The following is a 16365-nucleotide window of genomic DNA, read 5'->3' on the forward strand; positions in this document are numbered from 1 at the left end:
CGCCACAGGTTCGAGTGGTTAACGTCAATCGGTATTGCAAACGAGGCGTGCATGGCCGCAACGGACGACACCCAACTGCTCGAACGCCTGCTCGCGGGTGAGCAAAAGGCCTTCAAGGAACTGGTCAGCACCTACCAGAGCGCCATGCGCGCCGTGGCTTACGCCATCGTCGGCCAACGCCATGTCGAAGAAGTGGTGCAGGACGCCTGGCTCTCGGTGGTGCGCCATATCGATAGCTTCGAGGGCCGCTCCAGTCTCAAGACCTGGCTGCTGACCATCACCGCCAACTCGGCCAAGAGCCGCTACAAACAAAACCGCCGCGAAGTGTTGATGGATGACCTGCCGTCACCCCACGGCACCATCGACGACGATCGTTTTTCGCCCGGTGACGGCCATTGGCTGGTGGCGCCGTTCGCCTGGCATCAGGACACGCCGGAAGCCTTGCTCACCGAAAGCGAGTTGCGTGACTGTCTGGAGCACACCTTGCTCAACCTGTCGGAATTGCAAAGCAGTGTGTTGCTGTTGCGCGAGCGTCAGGGCCTGGAGCTGGAAGAGATCTGTAATCTTCTGGAAATCTCGCTCTCCAATGTTCGGGTGCTGCTGCATCGGGCACGACTGAAAGTCTTCGCCACGGTGGAGCATTTTGAGGAGACCGGCGAATGCTGACCTGCAAGGAACAAGTAGCGCGCTCCAGCGATTATCTCGATGGCCAGTTGAGCTTTCGCGAAAAACTGTTGGTGCGTCATCACCTGATGTTCTGCCCGAACTGCCGGCGCTTCATTCGTCAGATGCGTTTGATGCAGGCCACGCTGAAGGCGATGCCTGAGAAGCCCGAGGAGGGTGTTGACGCGTTGGCCGAACGTCTGGCCGAGCAACGCCGCAAGGAAAAATAGAATTCCACCTGTAGGAGCTGCCGAAGGCTGCGATCTTTTGATCTTCAAAACAAGATCAAAAGATCGCAGCCTTCGGCAGCTCCTACAGGTTTTTTTTGCATTCTGCAGAAATAGCCCGACGCGGACGAAACGAACGGATGATGGGGATCGTTCCGCCCACGCCAAGCTACAGGGTGACGCGTTTTAGAACTTCGCTTCCGCGTCCAGCTGCAGGGTGTTGGTGTCTGCGTCACGCTGGGTACGGCTGGAGAAGTCGGCCTTGGTCAGGAAGTATGTGGCGCCGATGGCGAAGTTCTTGTCGATGTCGTAACCGACCTTGAACTTGTGCCCACGGGAACCGGTGGTGCCGTTGGCGAAGTCGGAGTCGGTGAAGGCGCCGACCACGGCGTTGCGTTGCACGTCACGATAGTTGTAATCGAGGTTCAGGCCGAAGACTTTCGACTTGGCACCCAACAGCCACGCGGTATCGGCGTCGGTCACGGCATCGTTGTTCTTCACGTACTGGCCGTAGAACGACAATGGCATCGGCAGACCGCCGATGTCGACCTGGCTGAACCCTTCATACAGACGGAATTCGTTGTTGGCCGAGTTACCGTTGACCGCCAGGGCGCACGGTGTGGAAGTGCCGGTGCAGCGGCTGTCTTCGTCGTTCTGGTAGGCGTAGACGCTGCCGCCCAGGGTCAGTTTCAGGTTGTCGGTGATGTTGAAGCGGCTACCCAACTGGCCAGCGGTCAGGCGCAGGTCGTGACGGAATTGCACGCCATCGCCGTCGACGTTGTCCTTGAGATTGTAGTTACCCAGGCTGCCGAACAGTTCGGCGCTGCTGCCCAGTGGATATTTGTAGGTGACGGCCAGACCTTCCGGGTTGATGTCGCTGTCCCAGATCACGTCGCCCATGCTGACCCACGGCTGGAGCATCTTGCCGCCGATAATGTGCAGGTTCTTGATCTGGTCCGGGTGGTAGTCGATGTAGCCCAGATCCAGCCAGATCTGCTTCTTGTCGAAGTAGTTGTCCTGGTCCTGGTTGGTCGAACGGGCATCGTCGCCGCCGCCGGTGGCGATACGGATGCCAGTGTCGACTTGCGGGTTGATCTCGGTGTAGGCGCCCAGACGGGCACGGATGCGCTGACGATCCTTGTCGCGGCCGCCGTTGTTCGGCTCGCCGTCGATCTTGATGGTTTCCTGACGAATACGCACGTCGCCCTTGAACTGGGTCTTGGCGGCCCAGGCGAGTTTCTGGTCGAAGGAGCTCAACTCGTTGGTTTTCTTCGCGGTCGCCGCGATTTGCTCGTTGGTCTCTTGCTGCGCCTGCTGCGCGATTTGCTGAGCCTTCTGATCCTTGGCCAGTTCAGTTTGCAGTTCTACGTACTGCGCCTGGGAAATGGAACCGTTGGCCTTGAGCATGTCGAGCAGTTTGGCGTCGACTGCAGCACTGGCCGGAACGCTCATGGCCAGCAGCAGGCCACCGCACAGGGCCGCCGCAGTTTTCGTGGAAGCAAGACGCATAGCAATCTCCGAAGATGAGAGGGATGGCTGAACCATCCGGGGCACACCGACGCGCACGTCGGAAAACAGTGTCCGGGTAGAACCCGGCGCTCTAAAAACAGGAGCGAGTATCGCGATGGTTTATGACAGAGCAGTGGCTAAGTGATGTCATGTCGATGACGATATAAAGTTGTCCTGAACTATTGATCTAGAGCGCTGTCGTCCGAATGCTCGTGTGCAAAGGGCAGCGATAAGCGATACTCGCGGGGCTTTGATGCCCGGAAGTGGAGAGTCAGTGGATGCCGTTGCAACGCCTGCAAAGCCTGTCAGAAATCGCCCCTGCGACCTGGGATTCACTGGTGCCCGAGAACCAGCCGTTTCTGCGGCACGCCTTCCTCTCGGCCCTTGAAGACAGCGGCAGCGTTGGCCCGCACACGGGGTGGCAAGCCGAGCATCTGCTGCACGTCGAAGACAATCGGCTGATCGCGGCGCTGCCCAGTTATCGCAAGTGGCATTCTTACGGCGAATACGTGTTCGATCACGGCTGGGCCGATGCCTGTGCCCGGGCCGGCATCGATTACTACCCCAAACTGCTGACGGCGGTGCCGTTCAGCCCGGTCAGCGGCCCACGACTGTTGGCGGCGAATGTCGAGGACGGTTTCGAACTGCTCAAGAGCTTGCCCGGTTATCTGGAAATCGAAGAACTTTCCAGCGCGCACATCAACTTTACCGACCCGTTCACCGACGCCGCGATGGCCGAGCAGCCGGGCTGGCTGCAACGTATCGGCTGTCAGTATCACTGGCAGAATCGCGGTTACCGGGATTTCCAGGATTTTCTCGACGTGCTCAGTTCGCGCAAGCGCAAGCAAATGCGTAAAGAGCGCGAGCAAGTGGCGGGGCAGGGCTTCGAATTCGAATGGCTGGAGGGGCGTGAGCTGGATGAATCGCAATGGGATTTTGTCTACGCCTGCTATGCCAATACTTACGCCGTGCGCCGCCAGGCGCCGTACCTGACGCGCGAGTTTTTCAGTCTGCTGGCTGCGCGGATGCCGGAGGCGATTCGGGTGGTCTTCGCCAAACAGGCCTCACGCCCGGTGGCGATGGCCTTCAGTCTGGTCGGGGGCGACAGCTTCTACGGACGCTATTGGGGCTGTCTGGCCGAGTTTGACCGGCTGCATTTCGAGACGTGTTTTTATCAAGGCATGGATTACGCGATTGCCCACGGATACCAGCGCTTTGATGCCGGTGCGCAGGGCGAGCACAAGCTCATTCGTGGATTCGAGCCGGTGATCACCCATTCGTGGCACTACCTGCGTCATCCCGGTCTGAAAGCCGCAGTCAAAGACTTCCTGCAACAGGAACGCGCCGGCGTCCTTGCGTACGCCGAGGAAGCCAGAACAGCCTTGCCGTACCGCCAGGCCTGAGCTTGCTTTTGATCGGGGGCGACATCGATTGCCGGGCATGGCTGATTTATTACTGTGGGAGGGGGCTTGCTCCCGAATGCGGTGTGTCAGTAGGGTAAATATGACTGACACGACGCCTTCGGGAGCAAGCCCCCTCCCACAGGGGATTTCCAGTAGCTTCAGATATCCTCTTTACCTAACCAGCGATAAATCGCCCCGCCTGCCACAGCGCCAATCAGCGGCGCGACCCAGAACATCCACAACTGCGCGATCGCCCAGCCGCCGACCATCAGCGCCGGTCCGGTGCTGCGCGCCGGGTTCACCGAGGTGTTGGTGACTGGAATCGAGATCAGGTGAATCAGCGTCAGGCCCAAGCCGATGGCAATCGGTGCGAGGCCCGCCGGGGCGCGTTTGTCGGTGGCGCCGAGGATGATGATCACGAACATGGCGGTCATCACCAGTTCGGTGACAAATCCGGCCGCCATCGAGTATTTGCCCGGTGAATGCTCACCGTAACCGTTGGAGGCCAGACCTGCGGCGATATCGAAACCCTCCTTGCCGCTGGCAATGTGCGCAATCAGCGCGGCGGCGAGAATCGCGCCGAGCACCTGCGCGATGATGTAGGCGGGCAGCTCTTTGGCCGGAAACCGACCGCCAACGAACAGACCGACCGAGACGGCCGGATTGAGATGACATCCGCTGATGTGGCCAATGGCGAACGCCATGGTCAGCACCGTCAGACCAAACGCCAGGGCCACCCCCAGCACTCCGATGCCCAAGGGCGAAGACGCGGCGAGCACCGCACTGCCACAACCACCCAGAACCAGCCAGAACGTACCCAACAACTCAGTGACTGAACGTTTGAACAGAGACATGAGAGAGTCCTTGATAGGCGTGCTATCGAGACTGTATCGAGTTGTGCTTCCTTGCCGATTTACGACAGGTCCCATGCTGGAACCTTGGCTGAGTACAGCACGCTTTGGATGGATTTCCAGCAGGCGCAAAAAAACCGCCAGAGCCCGTGGTTAAGGGGCTGGGGCGGTTCTCAATGTATTGTGGGAGGGGGCTTGCTCCCGAATGCGGTGTGTCAGACAAATGTTCGGTACTGACACCCCGCTTTCGGGAGCAAGCCCCCTCCCACATTGGAATTGTATTGACCCAATGATCAATCGATCCCGACAAACCCTCCGGTCTGGTGCGCCCACAACCGCGCATACAACCCGCGATGTGCCAGCAGTTCGGCGTGGGTACCGCTCTCGGCGATCTTGCCGTTTTCCAGCACCACCAGCCGGTCCATGCGGGCGATGGTCGAGAGACGGTGAGCGATGGCGATCACGGTTTTGCCTTGCATCAGGGTTTCCAGGCTTTCCTGAATCGCCGCTTCGACTTCCGAGTCCAGCGCCGAGGTCGCTTCGTCCATGATCAGGATCGGCGCGTCCTTGAGCAGCACCCGGGCAATCGCGATGCGCTGACGCTGGCCTCCGGACAGTTTCACCCCGCGTTCGCCGACGTGCGCATCGAAACCGGTGCGTCCCTCCGCATCCGACAGCAACGGGATGAACTCATCGGCGCGGGCCTTGTGCACCGCGTCCCAGAGTTCGGCGTCGGTGGCGTCAGGCTTGCCGTAGAGCAAGTTGTCGCGGATCGAACGGTGCAGCAGAGAGGTGTCCTGAGTGATCATGCCGATGCGTGCGCGCAGGCTTTCCTGGCCGACTTCGGCGATGTTCTGCCCATCGATCAGGATCCTTCCGCCCTCGACGTCATACAGACGCAGCAGCAGGTTGACCAGGGTCGATTTGCCGGCGCCGGACGGCCCGATCAAGCCGATTTTCTCGCCGGGTTTGATGGTCAGATTGAGGTCGCCGATGATGCCTTTCTTCTTGCCGTAGTGAAAATCCACGTGCTCGAAACGCACTTCGCCGCGAGCCACGGCCAGCGGTTTGGCCTGTTCGCGATCGGTAACGCTGACCGGTTGCGAGATGGTCTGCAGACCGTCCTGCACCATGCCGATGTTTTCGAAGATGCCGGTGACCACCCACATGATCCAGCCAGACATGTTGACGATGCGAATCACCAGGCCGGTGGCCAGGGCGATCGCGCCGACGGTGATCAGTGACTGCGTCCACAGCCACAGTGCCAGTGCGGTGGTGCCGACGATCAGCAGACCGTTCATGGTGGTGATCGCCACGTCCATGCTGGTCACTACGCGGCCGGCCATTTGCGCCTTGACCGTCTGTTCCTCGATGGCTTCCTTGGCGTAGTGCTGTTCGAAGTTGGTGTGGGCGAACAGCTTGAGGGTGGCGATGTTGGTGTAGCCGTCGACGATCCGTCCCATCAGTTTCGAGCGCGCGTCGGAAGCTTCCACTGAACGCTCTTTCACCCGTGGCACGAAGTAATACAGCGCACCGATGTAGGCGACGATCCACGTCAGCAGCGGGATCATCAGGCGCCAGTCGGCTTCGGCGAACAGCACCAGCGAACTGATCGCGTAGATCACCACGTGCCACAGCGCATCCACCGCTTGCACGGCCGAGTCACGCAGCGAGTTGCCGGTCTGCATGATGCGCTGGGCGATGCGCCCGGCGAAGTCGTTCTGGAAGAAATTCAGGCTCTGCTTGAGCACGTAGCTGTGGTTCTGCCAGCGGATCATGCTGGTCATCCCCGGGCTCAGGGTCTGATGCACCAGCAGGTCGTGCAGGCCGAAAAAGATCGGCCGCAGCACCAGCGCAACCACCACCATCCAGGTCAGTTCGAGGGCATGGTCGCTGAAGAAATTCGGGTTGGGTGTGCCCTGGGCCAGGTCGATGATGCGGCTCAGGTAACTGAACAGCGCGACTTCGATCAACGCGGCAAACAGGCCCACCACCAGCAGGGCGGCGAAACTCGGCCAGACCTGCTTGAGGTAATAGGTGTAGAAGGGCCAGACACGATCTGGAGGAGACGCCGTCGGAGCGTCGCGGAATATGTCGATCAGTTGTTCGAAACGGCGATAGAGCATCAGATAACCGCCCGGATGCCGGGCTCTCCTTTTATCGGTGTGAGCGACGTGGTGTCAGGCCAGCGCCGCTCGAAACGCCCTGTACAGCTTAGTCGATGACTTTGGCCGACTTGATGATCACAGGGTCGACAGGCACGTTTTGCATGCCTTGTTTGGTGGTGGTCTGCGAGTTGACGATGATGTCGACTACGTCCATGCCTTTGACCACTTTGGCGAATACCGCGTAACCGGCGTCACGGCCCGGATCGAGGAAGGCGTTGTCGGCGACGTTGATGAAGAACTGGCTGGTGGCCGAATCAGGGTTGGAGGTGCGCGCCATCGACAGGGTGCCACGAACGTTATGCAGACCGTTGCTCGCCTCGTTCTTGATCGGCGCCTTGGTTTCTTTCTGCTGCATCTGTGGCGTGAAACCGCCGCCCTGAGCCATGAAGCCCGGGATCACGCGGTGGAAAATGGTGTTGGTGTAAAAACCGCTGTTGACGTAATCCAGAAAGTTTTTGGTACTGATCGGCGCCTTGACCGGATCCAGTTCGATTTCGATCTGGCCGTTGGTGGTGTCCAGCAGCACGTGCGGTGCTTTTGCAGGCGTGGCAGCCATCAGGTTGGCAGCAAACAGCACGGTGCCGGCGGCGAGGGCGAGTTTTTTCAGCATGGGTCAGAGATCCTGAGATTGAATGTCGGCTGCGGCGAGAAACTCCAGCAGCGTTTGGTTGAAGCGTTCGGGTTGATCAAGCGGGGTGGCGTGGCGCGAGTCGGCGATGACCACCAGCCGCGCATCAGGCAACAGTTTTACATAGGTTTCTTTCAGTGCCACCGGTGTGTAGTCACGGTCGGCAGTGACGATGAGGGTTGGACAGGTCACCCGGGAAAGTCGTTCCTGAACGCCCCAACCAACAATCGCATCGAAGCTGGCGAGATAAGCACGTTTGTCGTTTTTTGCCCAGCGCTCGGCCATTTTCTGCCGCAAATCGGCCTGTTCGGGCTTGGGGAAAAGTTTGCCGCCCAGCGCTTTACCAATGGTCGCGAGGCTGAGCACGCGCATCAGGCTCCAGCGTTTGAACCATTGCCAGTAATCGTCGCGGCTGCGGATTTTCACTTCGGGAGCGCTGTTGACGATGGTCAGGCTTTTCAGCATTTGCGGCTGATCGACGGCGAACTGAAAGCCGATCATCCCGCCCATCGACAGCCCGACGTAGTGCACCGGGCCGAGGTTCAAGTGTTCGATCAGTGCCAGCAGGTCGGCACTGAAACCGGCGATGCTGTAGCGCTCGCGAGGTTTGTCGGAGCGGCCGTGACCGCGTATGTCGGGGACGATCACCCGATAGTGCGTCGACAGCGCCGGGATCTGCATTTCCCAGTCCAGGGTGCTCGAGCCCAGTCCGTGAACCAGCAGCAACGGTGTGCCGTGGCCATATTCCTCGTAGTGCAGGTTGCAACCGTCATGTTCGAAATAGGCCATCGGTGAACTCCGTGTCAGGCTTGCTCAGGGGCGGCGAACGGTGCGTCCAGCGGCAAGGTGTCGAAGGTACGCAGCAGTTCGATGAGGATTTGTGTCGCCGGGCCCAGCGGTTTGTCCTTGTTCGAGTACAGATAGAAGCTCGGGTTGCGGCTGCCGCCCTGATCCAACGGTAGCAGCTTGAGCGTGCCTTCCTTCAATTCCCGTTCGATCATGTGCCGTGGCAGCCAGGCAAAGCCCAGGCCGCTGCTGACGAATGTGGCAGCCGTAGCGAGGCTGCCGACGGTCCAGCGCTGTTCGGCACCGAGCCAGCCGACGTCCCGTGGTTGCTGGCGGCCGGAGTCGCGGATCACCACCTGCATCTGGGTTTCCAGATCCTGAAAGCTCAGCTCGCGATTGAGCCGATGCAGCGCGTGATCCGGGTGGGCGACCGCGACAAATTCGACGTCACTCAATTCCGCACCGAGGTAACCAGGAATGCTCAAACCGGTGATCGCCAGATCGGCGACGCCTTCGAGCAATACCTCTTCAACCCCCGACAGCACCTCCTCGCGCAGCCGCACGCGGCAGCCGCGACTCTGCGGCATGAATGCGGTCAGCGCGCGGACGATGCGTGCGCTCGGGTAGGCCGCATCGACCACCAGCCGCACTTCGGCCTCCCAGCCCTGTTCCATGTGATGGGCGAGGTCTTCCAGTTGACTGGCCTGTTTCACCAGTTGTCGCGAGCGCCGCAGCAGCACGCCGCCGGCTTCGGTGAGCACGGCTTTGCGCCCGTCGATGCGCAGCAATGGCACGCCGAGCTGGTCCTGCATGCGGGCGACGGTGTAACTCACCGACGATTGCGAACGGTGCAGTGCCTCGGCGGCCTGGGCGAATCCGCCGTGGTCGACCACGGCCTGCAACGTTCGCCATTGATCAAGGGTCACGCGGGGCGCTTTCATCAATAGCTCCTCTTGTCCTAAGCTGGCCGTCCCCCATGGAGACTGGCGAATGAAAAAATTCTGTTGTGTGTTGCTGGCGCTGCTGCCGCTGACGGCGTTTGCGTACCCGATCGATGTGCAGAAGGATCTCAATGGTCTCAAGATCGACTATGAGACCTACGACACTGACAATGACATCGGGTCCATCCGTGTGGCCAACTACGGTGATGTCGATGCGACGTGCAAAGCAGTGTTCAGCAATGGCCCGGAAGCACCACGCACCCGAACGATCGATGTACCGGCCGGCAAACATAAAAACGCCACGGCCAAGTTCACCCGCGAGATCATCAAACTGCGCATCAAATTGACCTGCACCCCGAAATAACGGTCGATCCCTTGTAGGAGTGAGCCTGCTCGCGATAGCGGTGTATCAGTCAGAGAATGCGTCGATTGACACACCGCTATCGCGAGCAGGCTCACTCCTACAAGGGTACGTGTCAGCATCTAAACGAATTATTCGATGCTTTGCAGCAATTATTTGCGCTTTTTCATCGAAGCGGCTCTGTTTAACCTTCACTCCATCGACCTACAACATTCTCGGATGGAGACTACACACCATGTCCCGCGTTCTGATCATCGAAAGCAGCGCCCGCCAGCAAGACTCGGTTTCCCGTCAACTGACCCAGACCTTCATCGGTCAGTGGAAAGCGGCGCATCCCAACGATCAGATCACCGTGCGTGACCTCGCCGTGAATCCCGTTCCACACCTGGACGCCAACCTGTTGGGCGGCTGGATGAAGCCTGCCGAACAGCGCAACGCCAACGAACAATCGTCGCTGGAGCGCTCCAACGAGTTGACCGATGAGCTGCTCGCCGCCGACGTGCTGGTGATGGCTGCGCCGATGTACAACTTCGCGATCCCGAGCACCCTCAAGGCCTGGCTCGACCACGTGCTGCGTGCCGGCGTGACCTTCAAGTACACCGAAACCGGCCCGCAAGGCCTGCTCAGCGGCAAACGTGCCTACGTGCTCACCGCTCGCGGCGGGATCTACGCCGGCGGCCCGGCCGACCACCAGGAACCGTACCTGCGTCAGGTCATGGGTTTCATCGGCATCCACGACGTGACGTTCATTCACGCCGAAGGCATGAACCTGGGTGGCGACTTCCAGGAGAAGGGCCTGAATCAGGCCAACGCCAAACTGTCCCAGGTCGCTTGATATGTTAATCGCCAGATAATCGCCGCTTGTTTAAGTGACCTGGCGCAACCCCTTCAAGGCTCTACGCGCATCGAACCTCCCTTTGCACTTGTTGCTCCTGAGTGCTGTAGCCCGATTGAACGCTTTAGCGAGATCGGGCTTTTTTTTGCCTGGGATTATCTGAGCAACGTGTAACCCTGTGGGAGCGGGCTCGCTCGCGAAGGCGGTGTGTCAGTCAAATATTCGTCGACTGACACGATGCCTTCGCGAGCAAGCCCGCTCCCACAGGGTTCAGTGTTACCTGAGGTTCGCGGTCTGGCGCAAAAAACGCTATCGTCGCCGCCATTCGAAACAGAGGCGAGCATGGGCTATCTACTTTTTGTCACGCTGATCCAGGCGTTTTCCTTCAGTCTGATCGGCGAATACCTCGCCGGGCACGTCGACAGCTACTTCGCGGTACTGGTGCGCGTGGTGCTGGCCGGGCTGGTGTTCATCCCGCTGACCCGCTGGCGCTCGGTGGAACCGGCGTTCATGCGCGGTATGCTGCTGATCGGCGCGTTGCAGTTCGGCATCACCTACGTCTGCCTGTACCTGAGCTTTCGCGTGTTGACGGTGCCGGAAGTTCTGCTGTTCACCATCCTCACGCCGCTGCACGTGACGTTGATCGAAGATGCGTTGAACCGCCGCTTCAATCCATGGGCGCTGATTGCGGCGCTGGTCGCGGTGGGCGGGGCGGCAGTGATTCGCTTTGACCGGATCAACCCGGACTTCTTCATGGGCTTCCTGCTGCTGCAACTGGCCAACTTCACCTACGCCGCAGGCCAGGTGTTGTACAAGCACCTGGTGGCGAAACACCCGAGTGATCTGCCGCATTACCGGCGTTTCGGCTTCTTCTACCTCGGGGCACTGGCGGTGGTATTGCCGGCGTTTCTGCTGTTCGGCAAAGCCAACTTCCTGCCCGAAGCACCGCTGCAATGGGGCGTGTTGCTGTTCCTGGGACTGGTCTCGACCGCCTTGGGCCTGTACTGGTGGAACAAAGGCGCATGCATGGTCAACGGCGGCACGCTGGCGGTGATGAACAACCTGCATGTGCCGGTGGGGCTGTTGTTGAACCTGCTGATCTGGAATCAGCACGAAGAGCTGGGGCGATTGTTGCTCGGCGGCAGCGTCATCCTCGCGGCCGTATGGATCAGCCGACTGGGCATCCGCAATTCCCAAGCCACCGCATAACCCCTGTGGGAGCGGGCTTGCTCGCGAAAGCGGTGTGTCATTCAACGATTATGTTGACTGACCTGACGCCTTCGCGAGCAAGCCCGCTCCCACAGTTTTGATCTGTGGGGTTACATGAGATGTTTTTGCGGTTCCGGAATATGCGCCGAACCCAGCACCGCCGGCAGCAACCCGGTACGCAAATCCCCGCCACTCGGCTGTTGATACAGGCTCAAGCCAAACTCCGGTAGCACCGCCAGCAGATAGTCGAAAATATCCCCCTGAATCCGCTCGTAATCGGCCCACACCGTGGTGGTCGTGAAGCAGTAGATTTCCAGCGGAATGCCTTGGGCTGTAGTCTGCATCTGCCGCACCATGCAAGTCATGTTCGGCTGCACCTCCGGGTGACTCTTCAAATACGCCAGCGCATAAGCGCGGAAGGTGCCGATATTGGTCATGCGCCGGCGGTTGGCTGACATCGCGGCGACGTTGCCCTGCGCCTCGTTCCATGCCTTGAGCTCGGCTTTCTTGCGGCCCATGTAGCCGGTCAGCAGGTGTACCTGGGAGAGCTTTTCCTCTTCATCATCGCGGATGAAGCGCACACCGCTGGCGTCGATGAACAGGCTGCGCTTGATCCGCCGCCCGCCGGATTGCTGCATGCCGCGCCAGTTGCGGAACGACTCCGACATCAGGCGCCAGGTCGGGATCGAGACGATGGTTTTATCGAAGTTCTGCACCTTGACCGTGTGCAAAGTGATGTCGACTACGTCGCCATCGGCGCCGACCTGCGGCATTTCGATCCAGTCGCCGACCCGCAGCATGTCGTTGCTGGTCAGTTGCACACTGGCGACGAACGACAGCAAGGTGTCCTTGTAGACCAACAGAATCACCGCCGACATCGCACCCAGACCGGACAGCAGCAACAGCGGCGAACGGTCGATCAGGGTGGCGACGATGATGATCGCGCCAAACACGTACAAAACCATCTTCGCCAGCTGTACGTAGCCCTTGATCGAGCGGGTGCGGGCGTGTTCGGTGCGGGCGTAGATATCGAGCAGCGCATTGAGCAGGGCACTGACCGACAGCAGCAGGAACAGGATGGTGAACGAAAGCGCCACGTTGCCGAGAAAGGTCATCGCGGTTTTGCTCAATTCCGGCACCAGGTGCAGGCCGAACTGGATCACCAGCGATGGCGTCATCTGCGCCAGACGCTGGAACACCTTGTTGTGGCGAAAGTCGTTGATCCAGTGCAGGGCCGGCTGGCGACCGAGCATGCGGCTGGCGTGCAGGATGAGATAGCGCGCCACTCGTCCGAGGACCAGCGCGATCACCAATAGCAGCATCAGCGCCAGGCCGGATTGCAGGAACGGGTGCTGTTCGAGGGCACCCCAGAGGTCTTGGGCGTTGAGCCAGAGCTGTTTGAAATCCATGTGAGCAACGATTCTTCTGTAAGACGCGATGGGCGATTAGAGCATTTAAGACGCTGTGTATTACCGTTGGAGACAAATCGAGCAACAAAAAAGCCACTGATTACGCCCGTTTGTATAAAGAAACTCGGCCTGAGCGCTCGAAACCGGTAACCTATGCAGCTGTTTTTTTGCATATCTTCGAGGTAGCACCCGTGTTTTCCCAATTCGCCCTGCACGAACGCCTGCTCAAAGCCGTGGCCGAGCTGAAATTTGTCGAGCCAACGCCTGTGCAAGCAGCGGCCATTCCGCTGGCGCTCCAGGGGCGTGACCTGCGGGTGACGGCGCAAACCGGTAGCGGCAAGACCGCCGCTTTTGTCCTGCCGATCCTCAATCGCCTGATCGGCCCGGCGAAGATCCGCGTCAGCATCAAGACCCTGATCCTGCTGCCGACCCGCGAACTGGCCCAGCAGACCCTGAAGGAAGTCGAGCGCTTCTCGCAGTTCACTTTCATCAAGTCCGGCCTGATCACCGGCGGTGAAGACTTCAAGGTCCAGGCCGCCATGCTGCGCAAGGTGCCGGACATCCTGATCGGTACGCCGGGCCGGATGATCGAGCAACTCAACGCCGGCAACCTCGATTTGAAAGAAGTCGAAGTGCTGGTGCTCGACGAAGCCGACCGCATGCTCGACATGGGTTTCGCCGAAGACGTGCAACGTCTGGTCGACGAATGCCCGAACCGTCAGCAGACCATGCTGTTCTCCGCCACCACCGGCGGTTCCGGCCTGCGCGAGATGATCGCCAAGGTGCTGAACAACCCTGAGCACTTGCAGCTCAACGCGGTCAGCCAGCTGAACTCGACCACTCGTCAGCAGATCATCACTGCCGACCACAACCAGCACAAAGAGCAGATCGTCAACTGGCTGCTGGCCAACGAGACCTACCAGAAGGCCATCGTCTTCACCAACACCCGCGCCATGGCCGACCGCATCTACGGCCGCCTGGTGGCTCAGGAATACAAGGCGTTCGTGCTGCACGGCGAGAAAGACCAGAAGGATCGCAAACTGGCGATCGACCGTCTGAAGCAGGGTGGCGTGAAGATTCTGGTAGCGACCGACGTGGCTGCCCGAGGTCTGGACGTTGATGGCCTGGATCTGGTGATCAATTTCGATATGCCGCGCAGTGGCGACGAATACGTGCACCGCATCGGTCGTACCGGCCGCGCCGGTAATGACGGTCTGGCGATCTCGCTGATCTGCCACGGCGACTGGAACCTGATGTCGAGCATCGAGCGCTACCTGAAGCAGAGCTTCGAGCGCCGCACCATCAAGGAAGTCAAAGGCACCTACGGCGGGCCGAAGAAGGTCAAGGCCTCGGGTAAAGCCGTCGGCGTGAAGAAGAAAAAGACCGACGCCAAGGGCGACAAGAAGAAAACCGCCGCCAAGACCCCGACCAAGCGCAAGAGCGCCAACCGTCCAAAGCCGGATTCTCTGGTGAGCAGCGACGGCATGGCCCCGCTCAAGCGTCGCAAGCCGGCCGAGCCTGCGGCTGAATAAGTCGCCACAAATGGCCAATAAAAAACCCGGACAGTGTCCGGGTTTTTTTATGCGCGGGGTTTGTCAGTTCCCCAACTGCCCGCTGGTGTCCGCGTCAAAGCGCTGTCTGGCGCGATCGGCCGCCGGTTTGAGCAGCGCGAGCAGTGCGGCTTCGCTGTACAACCGCGAGTCGCCCAGCTCTTTCGGCGTCGGCTCGATCGGGATCAGTACATCTTCACCGTCAGCATGCAGCCAGATCGCCACGACGTGCAGTGCCGAGACAAACAGCACCCGCAGCTCAACGCTCTTGCCCTGCAATTGCGCCGCCTGTTCCGCCAGTTTCAACGCGCCCACGGTGTCAGCGGCCCGGGTGCCGTGGTTCAGCGAAGCGAACTCGACATGACCACGCACCTCGGCCAATTGCGCATCGGCAATGCTCACGCCGTCGGCAAACACCAGGTAATGCCAGTCGCCGATGCGGGCGTCCTTCAGACCTTTGCCCTGGCTCAGATCGTCCAGCGTCAGCGAGTAGCCGCGATAGGCTTCGCTGAGGCTGACTTTGGCCGGTGTCGCGTTGGCGAACTGGCGGTTGATGCCGAAGCCCTGGTTTTGCAGCGCGGCTTGCAGCACCGGACGCAAAGTCTGTACGCCGTTGGAAGGCGCCTTTGGATAAGTCAGTTGCATGATGTCGCCCTCCTAGTTTTTCGCGGTGAAGTAAGTGTGAGTCCAGTTGCCGCCGCCGTTGTACGAACCGGGGAATGAGTTCAGTGCGCGGGTCGAGTAACCGTAGATCGAGTCGGCGACCAGCACGTAGTTGCCGTTGGTGCCGTAGATCGCCAGGAAGTGTGCGCCACCCCCGTACCAGGCACAGCGCAGGCCGACCGGGCGGCCCATGTTGATCTGGTTCTGAATGGCCGACATCTGCAGTGAACCCTGATTCATCCCGTTATAGCTGCGGGTGGTTTGCAGGGCAGAATCCAGGTAGCCATAGACGTTGCACGGTCCTGGCTGGCTGCAGCAATTGCGATCCAGTTGGGTGCTGGCGACGCCGCACTGAGTCCATGACCCGGTGCCGTAGTAGTTGCCGACCGAAGCGGAAACAGCGGCCCAGCACCAGTTGGTCTGAGTCTGTTTCTGCATCGTGAAGTTGAGGTTGGCAGCGGCCAGTGCCGCCGTTTGCGCAGTGGCTTCAACCTCGACCAGTTGCGGGTCGAGCAGGTGGCCAACGAGACACCTTGGCAGGCTCTCGCCGGTGAACGATGTTGCTTGAGTGGTTAACATTTTTTCAGTCCTCCATGAATGAAAACAAGCGTCCAGCTTGTGATTGTGTTGCGGTATTGCCGAGCGATCGGTGGTTAACGGTTTTCATCTGCGATGAACGGTGCCGATCTCCTTGCTCGATGTAACCTTAGCCCGGATATGCGTTTATGCAAGAAAATAAATGCACTAATGCATTTTTAGGGGCAAAAGATCGCAGCCTTCGGCAGCTCCTACAGGGATCAATGTAGGAGCTGCCGAAGGCTGCGATCTTTTTATCTTGCTTTTAGCTCTCGGCTTTTTTCTCGGCCGTGCCCAATTCCTTCAAGCGCTGATCAATCAACTGGCACTTGTCCGGCAGATCGGCACTGGCCGTGCCCAGATCCATTTTCTGCAACTCGGCGTTGATCTCTTTGGCCTTGGCCGGATTCTGTTCGGTGAGCCTGGAGACTTCCTTGGCCAATTGTTCACGTTTGGCGGTGGCTTCTTCCGGTGTACAGGCCCAGACCGGCAGGGCGCAGGCGAGAGTGGCGGCAAGGGTGAGCTTGAGCAGGGTTTTCATGGGGGCGGGCCTCCGTTCCGGTTAAGGCAGGTAATCGGTGGAGGG

The 16365-nt window shown here is 59.7% G+C and carries 17 protein-coding genes; 7 read left to right on the forward strand and 10 right to left on the reverse strand.

From position 1 onward, the window contains the following. Positions 1 to 51: 51 nt before the first annotated feature. Positions 52 to 666: an RNA polymerase sigma factor gene (locus CKW11_RS17985; protein ID WP_095138574.1), complete on the forward strand. Its 615-nt coding sequence runs from the start codon at positions 52 to 54 to the stop codon at positions 664 to 666. Beyond that, positions 660 to 893, forward strand: coding sequence for an anti-sigma factor (locus tag CKW11_RS17990; protein WP_095138575.1), 234 nt, complete (start codon positions 660 to 662; stop codon positions 891 to 893). The genes CKW11_RS17985 and CKW11_RS17990 overlap by 7 nt, the downstream gene beginning before the upstream one ends. A gap of 183 nt (positions 894 to 1076) precedes the next feature. Here CKW11_RS17990 and CKW11_RS17995 read toward each other — a convergent pair whose 3' ends face one another. Then, positions 1077 to 2399 (reverse strand): putative porin, encoded by a 1323-nt coding sequence (locus tag CKW11_RS17995; RefSeq protein WP_095138576.1) that lies wholly within the window; start codon positions 2397 to 2399, stop codon positions 1077 to 1079. 278 nt (positions 2400 to 2677) lie between these two features. On the opposite strand from CKW11_RS17995, the gene CKW11_RS18000 reads away from it, so the two are divergent. Then, entirely contained in the window at positions 2678 to 3802 is a 1125-nt protein-coding gene (locus CKW11_RS18000) for a GNAT family N-acetyltransferase (RefSeq protein WP_095138577.1), read from the forward strand. A 158-nt stretch (positions 3803 to 3960) separates the two neighbouring features. Here the strand turns inward: CKW11_RS18000 and aqpZ are convergent, their stop codons facing one another. The 5 genes from aqpZ to CKW11_RS18025 all read right to left on the reverse strand — a co-directional run bounded on the left by aqpZ (position 3961) and on the right by CKW11_RS18025 (position 9176). Further along, a complete protein-coding gene (aqpZ, locus tag CKW11_RS18005; protein ID WP_095138578.1) occupies positions 3961 to 4656 on the reverse strand; it encodes an aquaporin Z in 696 nt (231 codons plus the stop codon). Positions 4657 to 4946: 290 nt separating this feature from the next. Further along, entirely contained in the window at positions 4947 to 6779 is a 1833-nt protein-coding gene (locus tag CKW11_RS18010; protein WP_095138579.1) for an ABC transporter ATP-binding protein, read from the reverse strand. An 88-nt stretch (positions 6780 to 6867) separates the two neighbouring features. Next, positions 6868 to 7431 (reverse strand): peptidylprolyl isomerase, encoded by a 564-nt coding sequence (locus tag CKW11_RS18015; RefSeq protein ID WP_095138580.1) that lies wholly within the window; start codon positions 7429 to 7431, stop codon positions 6868 to 6870. A 3-nt stretch (positions 7432 to 7434) separates the two neighbouring features. Further along, on the reverse strand, positions 7435 to 8238 hold the full coding sequence (locus CKW11_RS18020) for an alpha/beta fold hydrolase (RefSeq protein ID WP_095138581.1): 804 nt from the start codon (positions 8236 to 8238) through the stop codon (positions 7435 to 7437). 14 nt (positions 8239 to 8252) lie between these two features. Continuing rightward, positions 8253 to 9176, reverse strand: a complete 924-nt coding sequence (locus CKW11_RS18025; protein WP_025110609.1) for a LysR family transcriptional regulator — start codon at positions 9174 to 9176, stop codon at positions 8253 to 8255. A 49-nt stretch (positions 9177 to 9225) separates the two neighbouring features. On the opposite strand from CKW11_RS18025, the gene CKW11_RS18030 reads away from it, so the two are divergent. The 3 genes from CKW11_RS18030 to CKW11_RS18040 all read left to right on the forward strand — a co-directional run bounded on the left by CKW11_RS18030 (position 9226) and on the right by CKW11_RS18040 (position 11581). Beyond that, positions 9226 to 9540 carry a 3-phosphoglycerate kinase gene (locus CKW11_RS18030; RefSeq protein WP_095138582.1) on the forward strand — a complete coding sequence of 105 codons (315 nt, stop codon included), beginning with the start codon at positions 9226 to 9228 and terminating at the stop codon, positions 9538 to 9540. A 232-nt stretch (positions 9541 to 9772) separates the two neighbouring features. Continuing rightward, complete coding sequence (locus tag CKW11_RS18035) at positions 9773 to 10372, forward strand: FMN-dependent NADH-azoreductase (protein ID WP_095138583.1); 600 nt, start codon at positions 9773 to 9775, stop codon at positions 10370 to 10372. Between the two features lie 342 nt (positions 10373 to 10714). Next, the gene (locus CKW11_RS18040) at positions 10715 to 11581 is read left to right on the forward strand and encodes a carboxylate/amino acid/amine transporter (protein WP_095138584.1); all 867 of its coding nucleotides are present in this window, start codon (positions 10715 to 10717) and stop codon (positions 11579 to 11581) included. 110 nt (positions 11582 to 11691) lie between these two features. On the opposite strand, the gene CKW11_RS18045 is transcribed toward CKW11_RS18040, so the two are convergent. Further along, the gene (locus CKW11_RS18045) at positions 11692 to 12990 is read right to left on the reverse strand and encodes a mechanosensitive ion channel family protein (protein ID WP_095138585.1); all 1299 of its coding nucleotides are present in this window, start codon (positions 12988 to 12990) and stop codon (positions 11692 to 11694) included. A 191-nt stretch (positions 12991 to 13181) separates the two neighbouring features. On the opposite strand from CKW11_RS18045, the gene CKW11_RS18050 reads away from it, so the two are divergent. After that, positions 13182 to 14522: a DEAD/DEAH box helicase gene (locus CKW11_RS18050; RefSeq protein ID WP_041070247.1), complete on the forward strand. Its 1341-nt coding sequence runs from the start codon at positions 13182 to 13184 to the stop codon at positions 14520 to 14522. 63 nt (positions 14523 to 14585) lie between these two features. Here CKW11_RS18050 and CKW11_RS18055 read toward each other — a convergent pair whose 3' ends face one another. The 3 genes from CKW11_RS18055 to CKW11_RS18065 all read right to left on the reverse strand — a co-directional run bounded on the left by CKW11_RS18055 (position 14586) and on the right by CKW11_RS18065 (position 16320). Further along, on the reverse strand, positions 14586 to 15185 hold the full coding sequence (locus CKW11_RS18055) for a hypothetical protein (RefSeq protein WP_095138586.1): 600 nt from the start codon (positions 15183 to 15185) through the stop codon (positions 14586 to 14588). Between the two features lie 12 nt (positions 15186 to 15197). Beyond that, a complete protein-coding gene (locus CKW11_RS18060; protein ID WP_095138587.1) occupies positions 15198 to 15782 on the reverse strand; it encodes a papain-like cysteine protease family protein in 585 nt (194 codons plus the stop codon). Positions 15783 to 16044: 262 nt separating this feature from the next. Continuing rightward, positions 16045 to 16320, reverse strand: coding sequence for a hypothetical protein (locus tag CKW11_RS18065; protein WP_095138588.1), 276 nt, complete (start codon positions 16318 to 16320; stop codon positions 16045 to 16047). Positions 16321 to 16365 lie beyond the last annotated feature (45 nt).

Source organism: Pseudomonas sp. Irchel s3a10, assembly GCF_900187525.1.
Taxonomy (GTDB): Bacteria; Pseudomonadota; Gammaproteobacteria; order Pseudomonadales; family Pseudomonadaceae; genus Aquipseudomonas; species Aquipseudomonas koreensis_G.

Bases quoted from the DNA above. Each gene is read 5' to 3' on its own strand.
- CKW11_RS18045 (WP_095138585.1), bottom strand. From the start codon at position 12,990: ATGGATTTCAAACAGCTCTGGCTCAACGCCCAAGACCTCTGGGGTGCC.
- CKW11_RS18060 (WP_095138587.1), bottom strand. From the start codon at position 15,782: ATGTTAACCACTCAAGCAACATCGTTCACCGGCGAGAGCCTGCCAAGG.
- CKW11_RS18065 (WP_095138588.1), bottom strand. From the start codon at position 16,320: ATGAAAACCCTGCTCAAGCTCACCCTTGCCGCCACTCTCGCCTGCGCC.
- aqpZ (WP_095138578.1), bottom strand. From the start codon at position 4,656: ATGTCTCTGTTCAAACGTTCAGTCACTGAGTTGTTGGGTACGTTCTGG.
- CKW11_RS18040 (WP_095138584.1), top strand. From the start codon at position 10,715: ATGGGCTATCTACTTTTTGTCACGCTGATCCAGGCGTTTTCCTTCAGT.
- CKW11_RS17985 (WP_095138574.1), top strand. From the start codon at position 52: ATGGCCGCAACGGACGACACCCAACTGCTCGAACGCCTGCTCGCGGGT.
- CKW11_RS18025 (WP_025110609.1), bottom strand. From the start codon at position 9,176: ATGAAAGCGCCCCGCGTGACCCTTGATCAATGGCGAACGTTGCAGGCC.
- CKW11_RS18020 (WP_095138581.1), bottom strand. From the start codon at position 8,238: ATGGCCTATTTCGAACATGACGGTTGCAACCTGCACTACGAGGAATAT.
- CKW11_RS18000 (WP_095138577.1), top strand. From the start codon at position 2,678: ATGCCGTTGCAACGCCTGCAAAGCCTGTCAGAAATCGCCCCTGCGACC.
- CKW11_RS18055 (WP_095138586.1), bottom strand. From the start codon at position 15,185: ATGCAACTGACTTATCCAAAGGCGCCTTCCAACGGCGTACAGACTTTG.
- CKW11_RS17995 (WP_095138576.1), bottom strand. From the start codon at position 2,399: ATGCGTCTTGCTTCCACGAAAACTGCGGCGGCCCTGTGCGGTGGCCTG.
- CKW11_RS17990 (WP_095138575.1), top strand. From the start codon at position 660: ATGCTGACCTGCAAGGAACAAGTAGCGCGCTCCAGCGATTATCTCGAT.
- CKW11_RS18015 (WP_095138580.1), bottom strand. From the start codon at position 7,431: ATGCTGAAAAAACTCGCCCTCGCCGCCGGCACCGTGCTGTTTGCTGCC.
- CKW11_RS18010 (WP_095138579.1), bottom strand. From the start codon at position 6,779: ATGCTCTATCGCCGTTTCGAACAACTGATCGACATATTCCGCGACGCT.
- CKW11_RS18035 (WP_095138583.1), top strand. From the start codon at position 9,773: ATGTCCCGCGTTCTGATCATCGAAAGCAGCGCCCGCCAGCAAGACTCG.
- CKW11_RS18030 (WP_095138582.1), top strand. From the start codon at position 9,226: ATGAAAAAATTCTGTTGTGTGTTGCTGGCGCTGCTGCCGCTGACGGCG.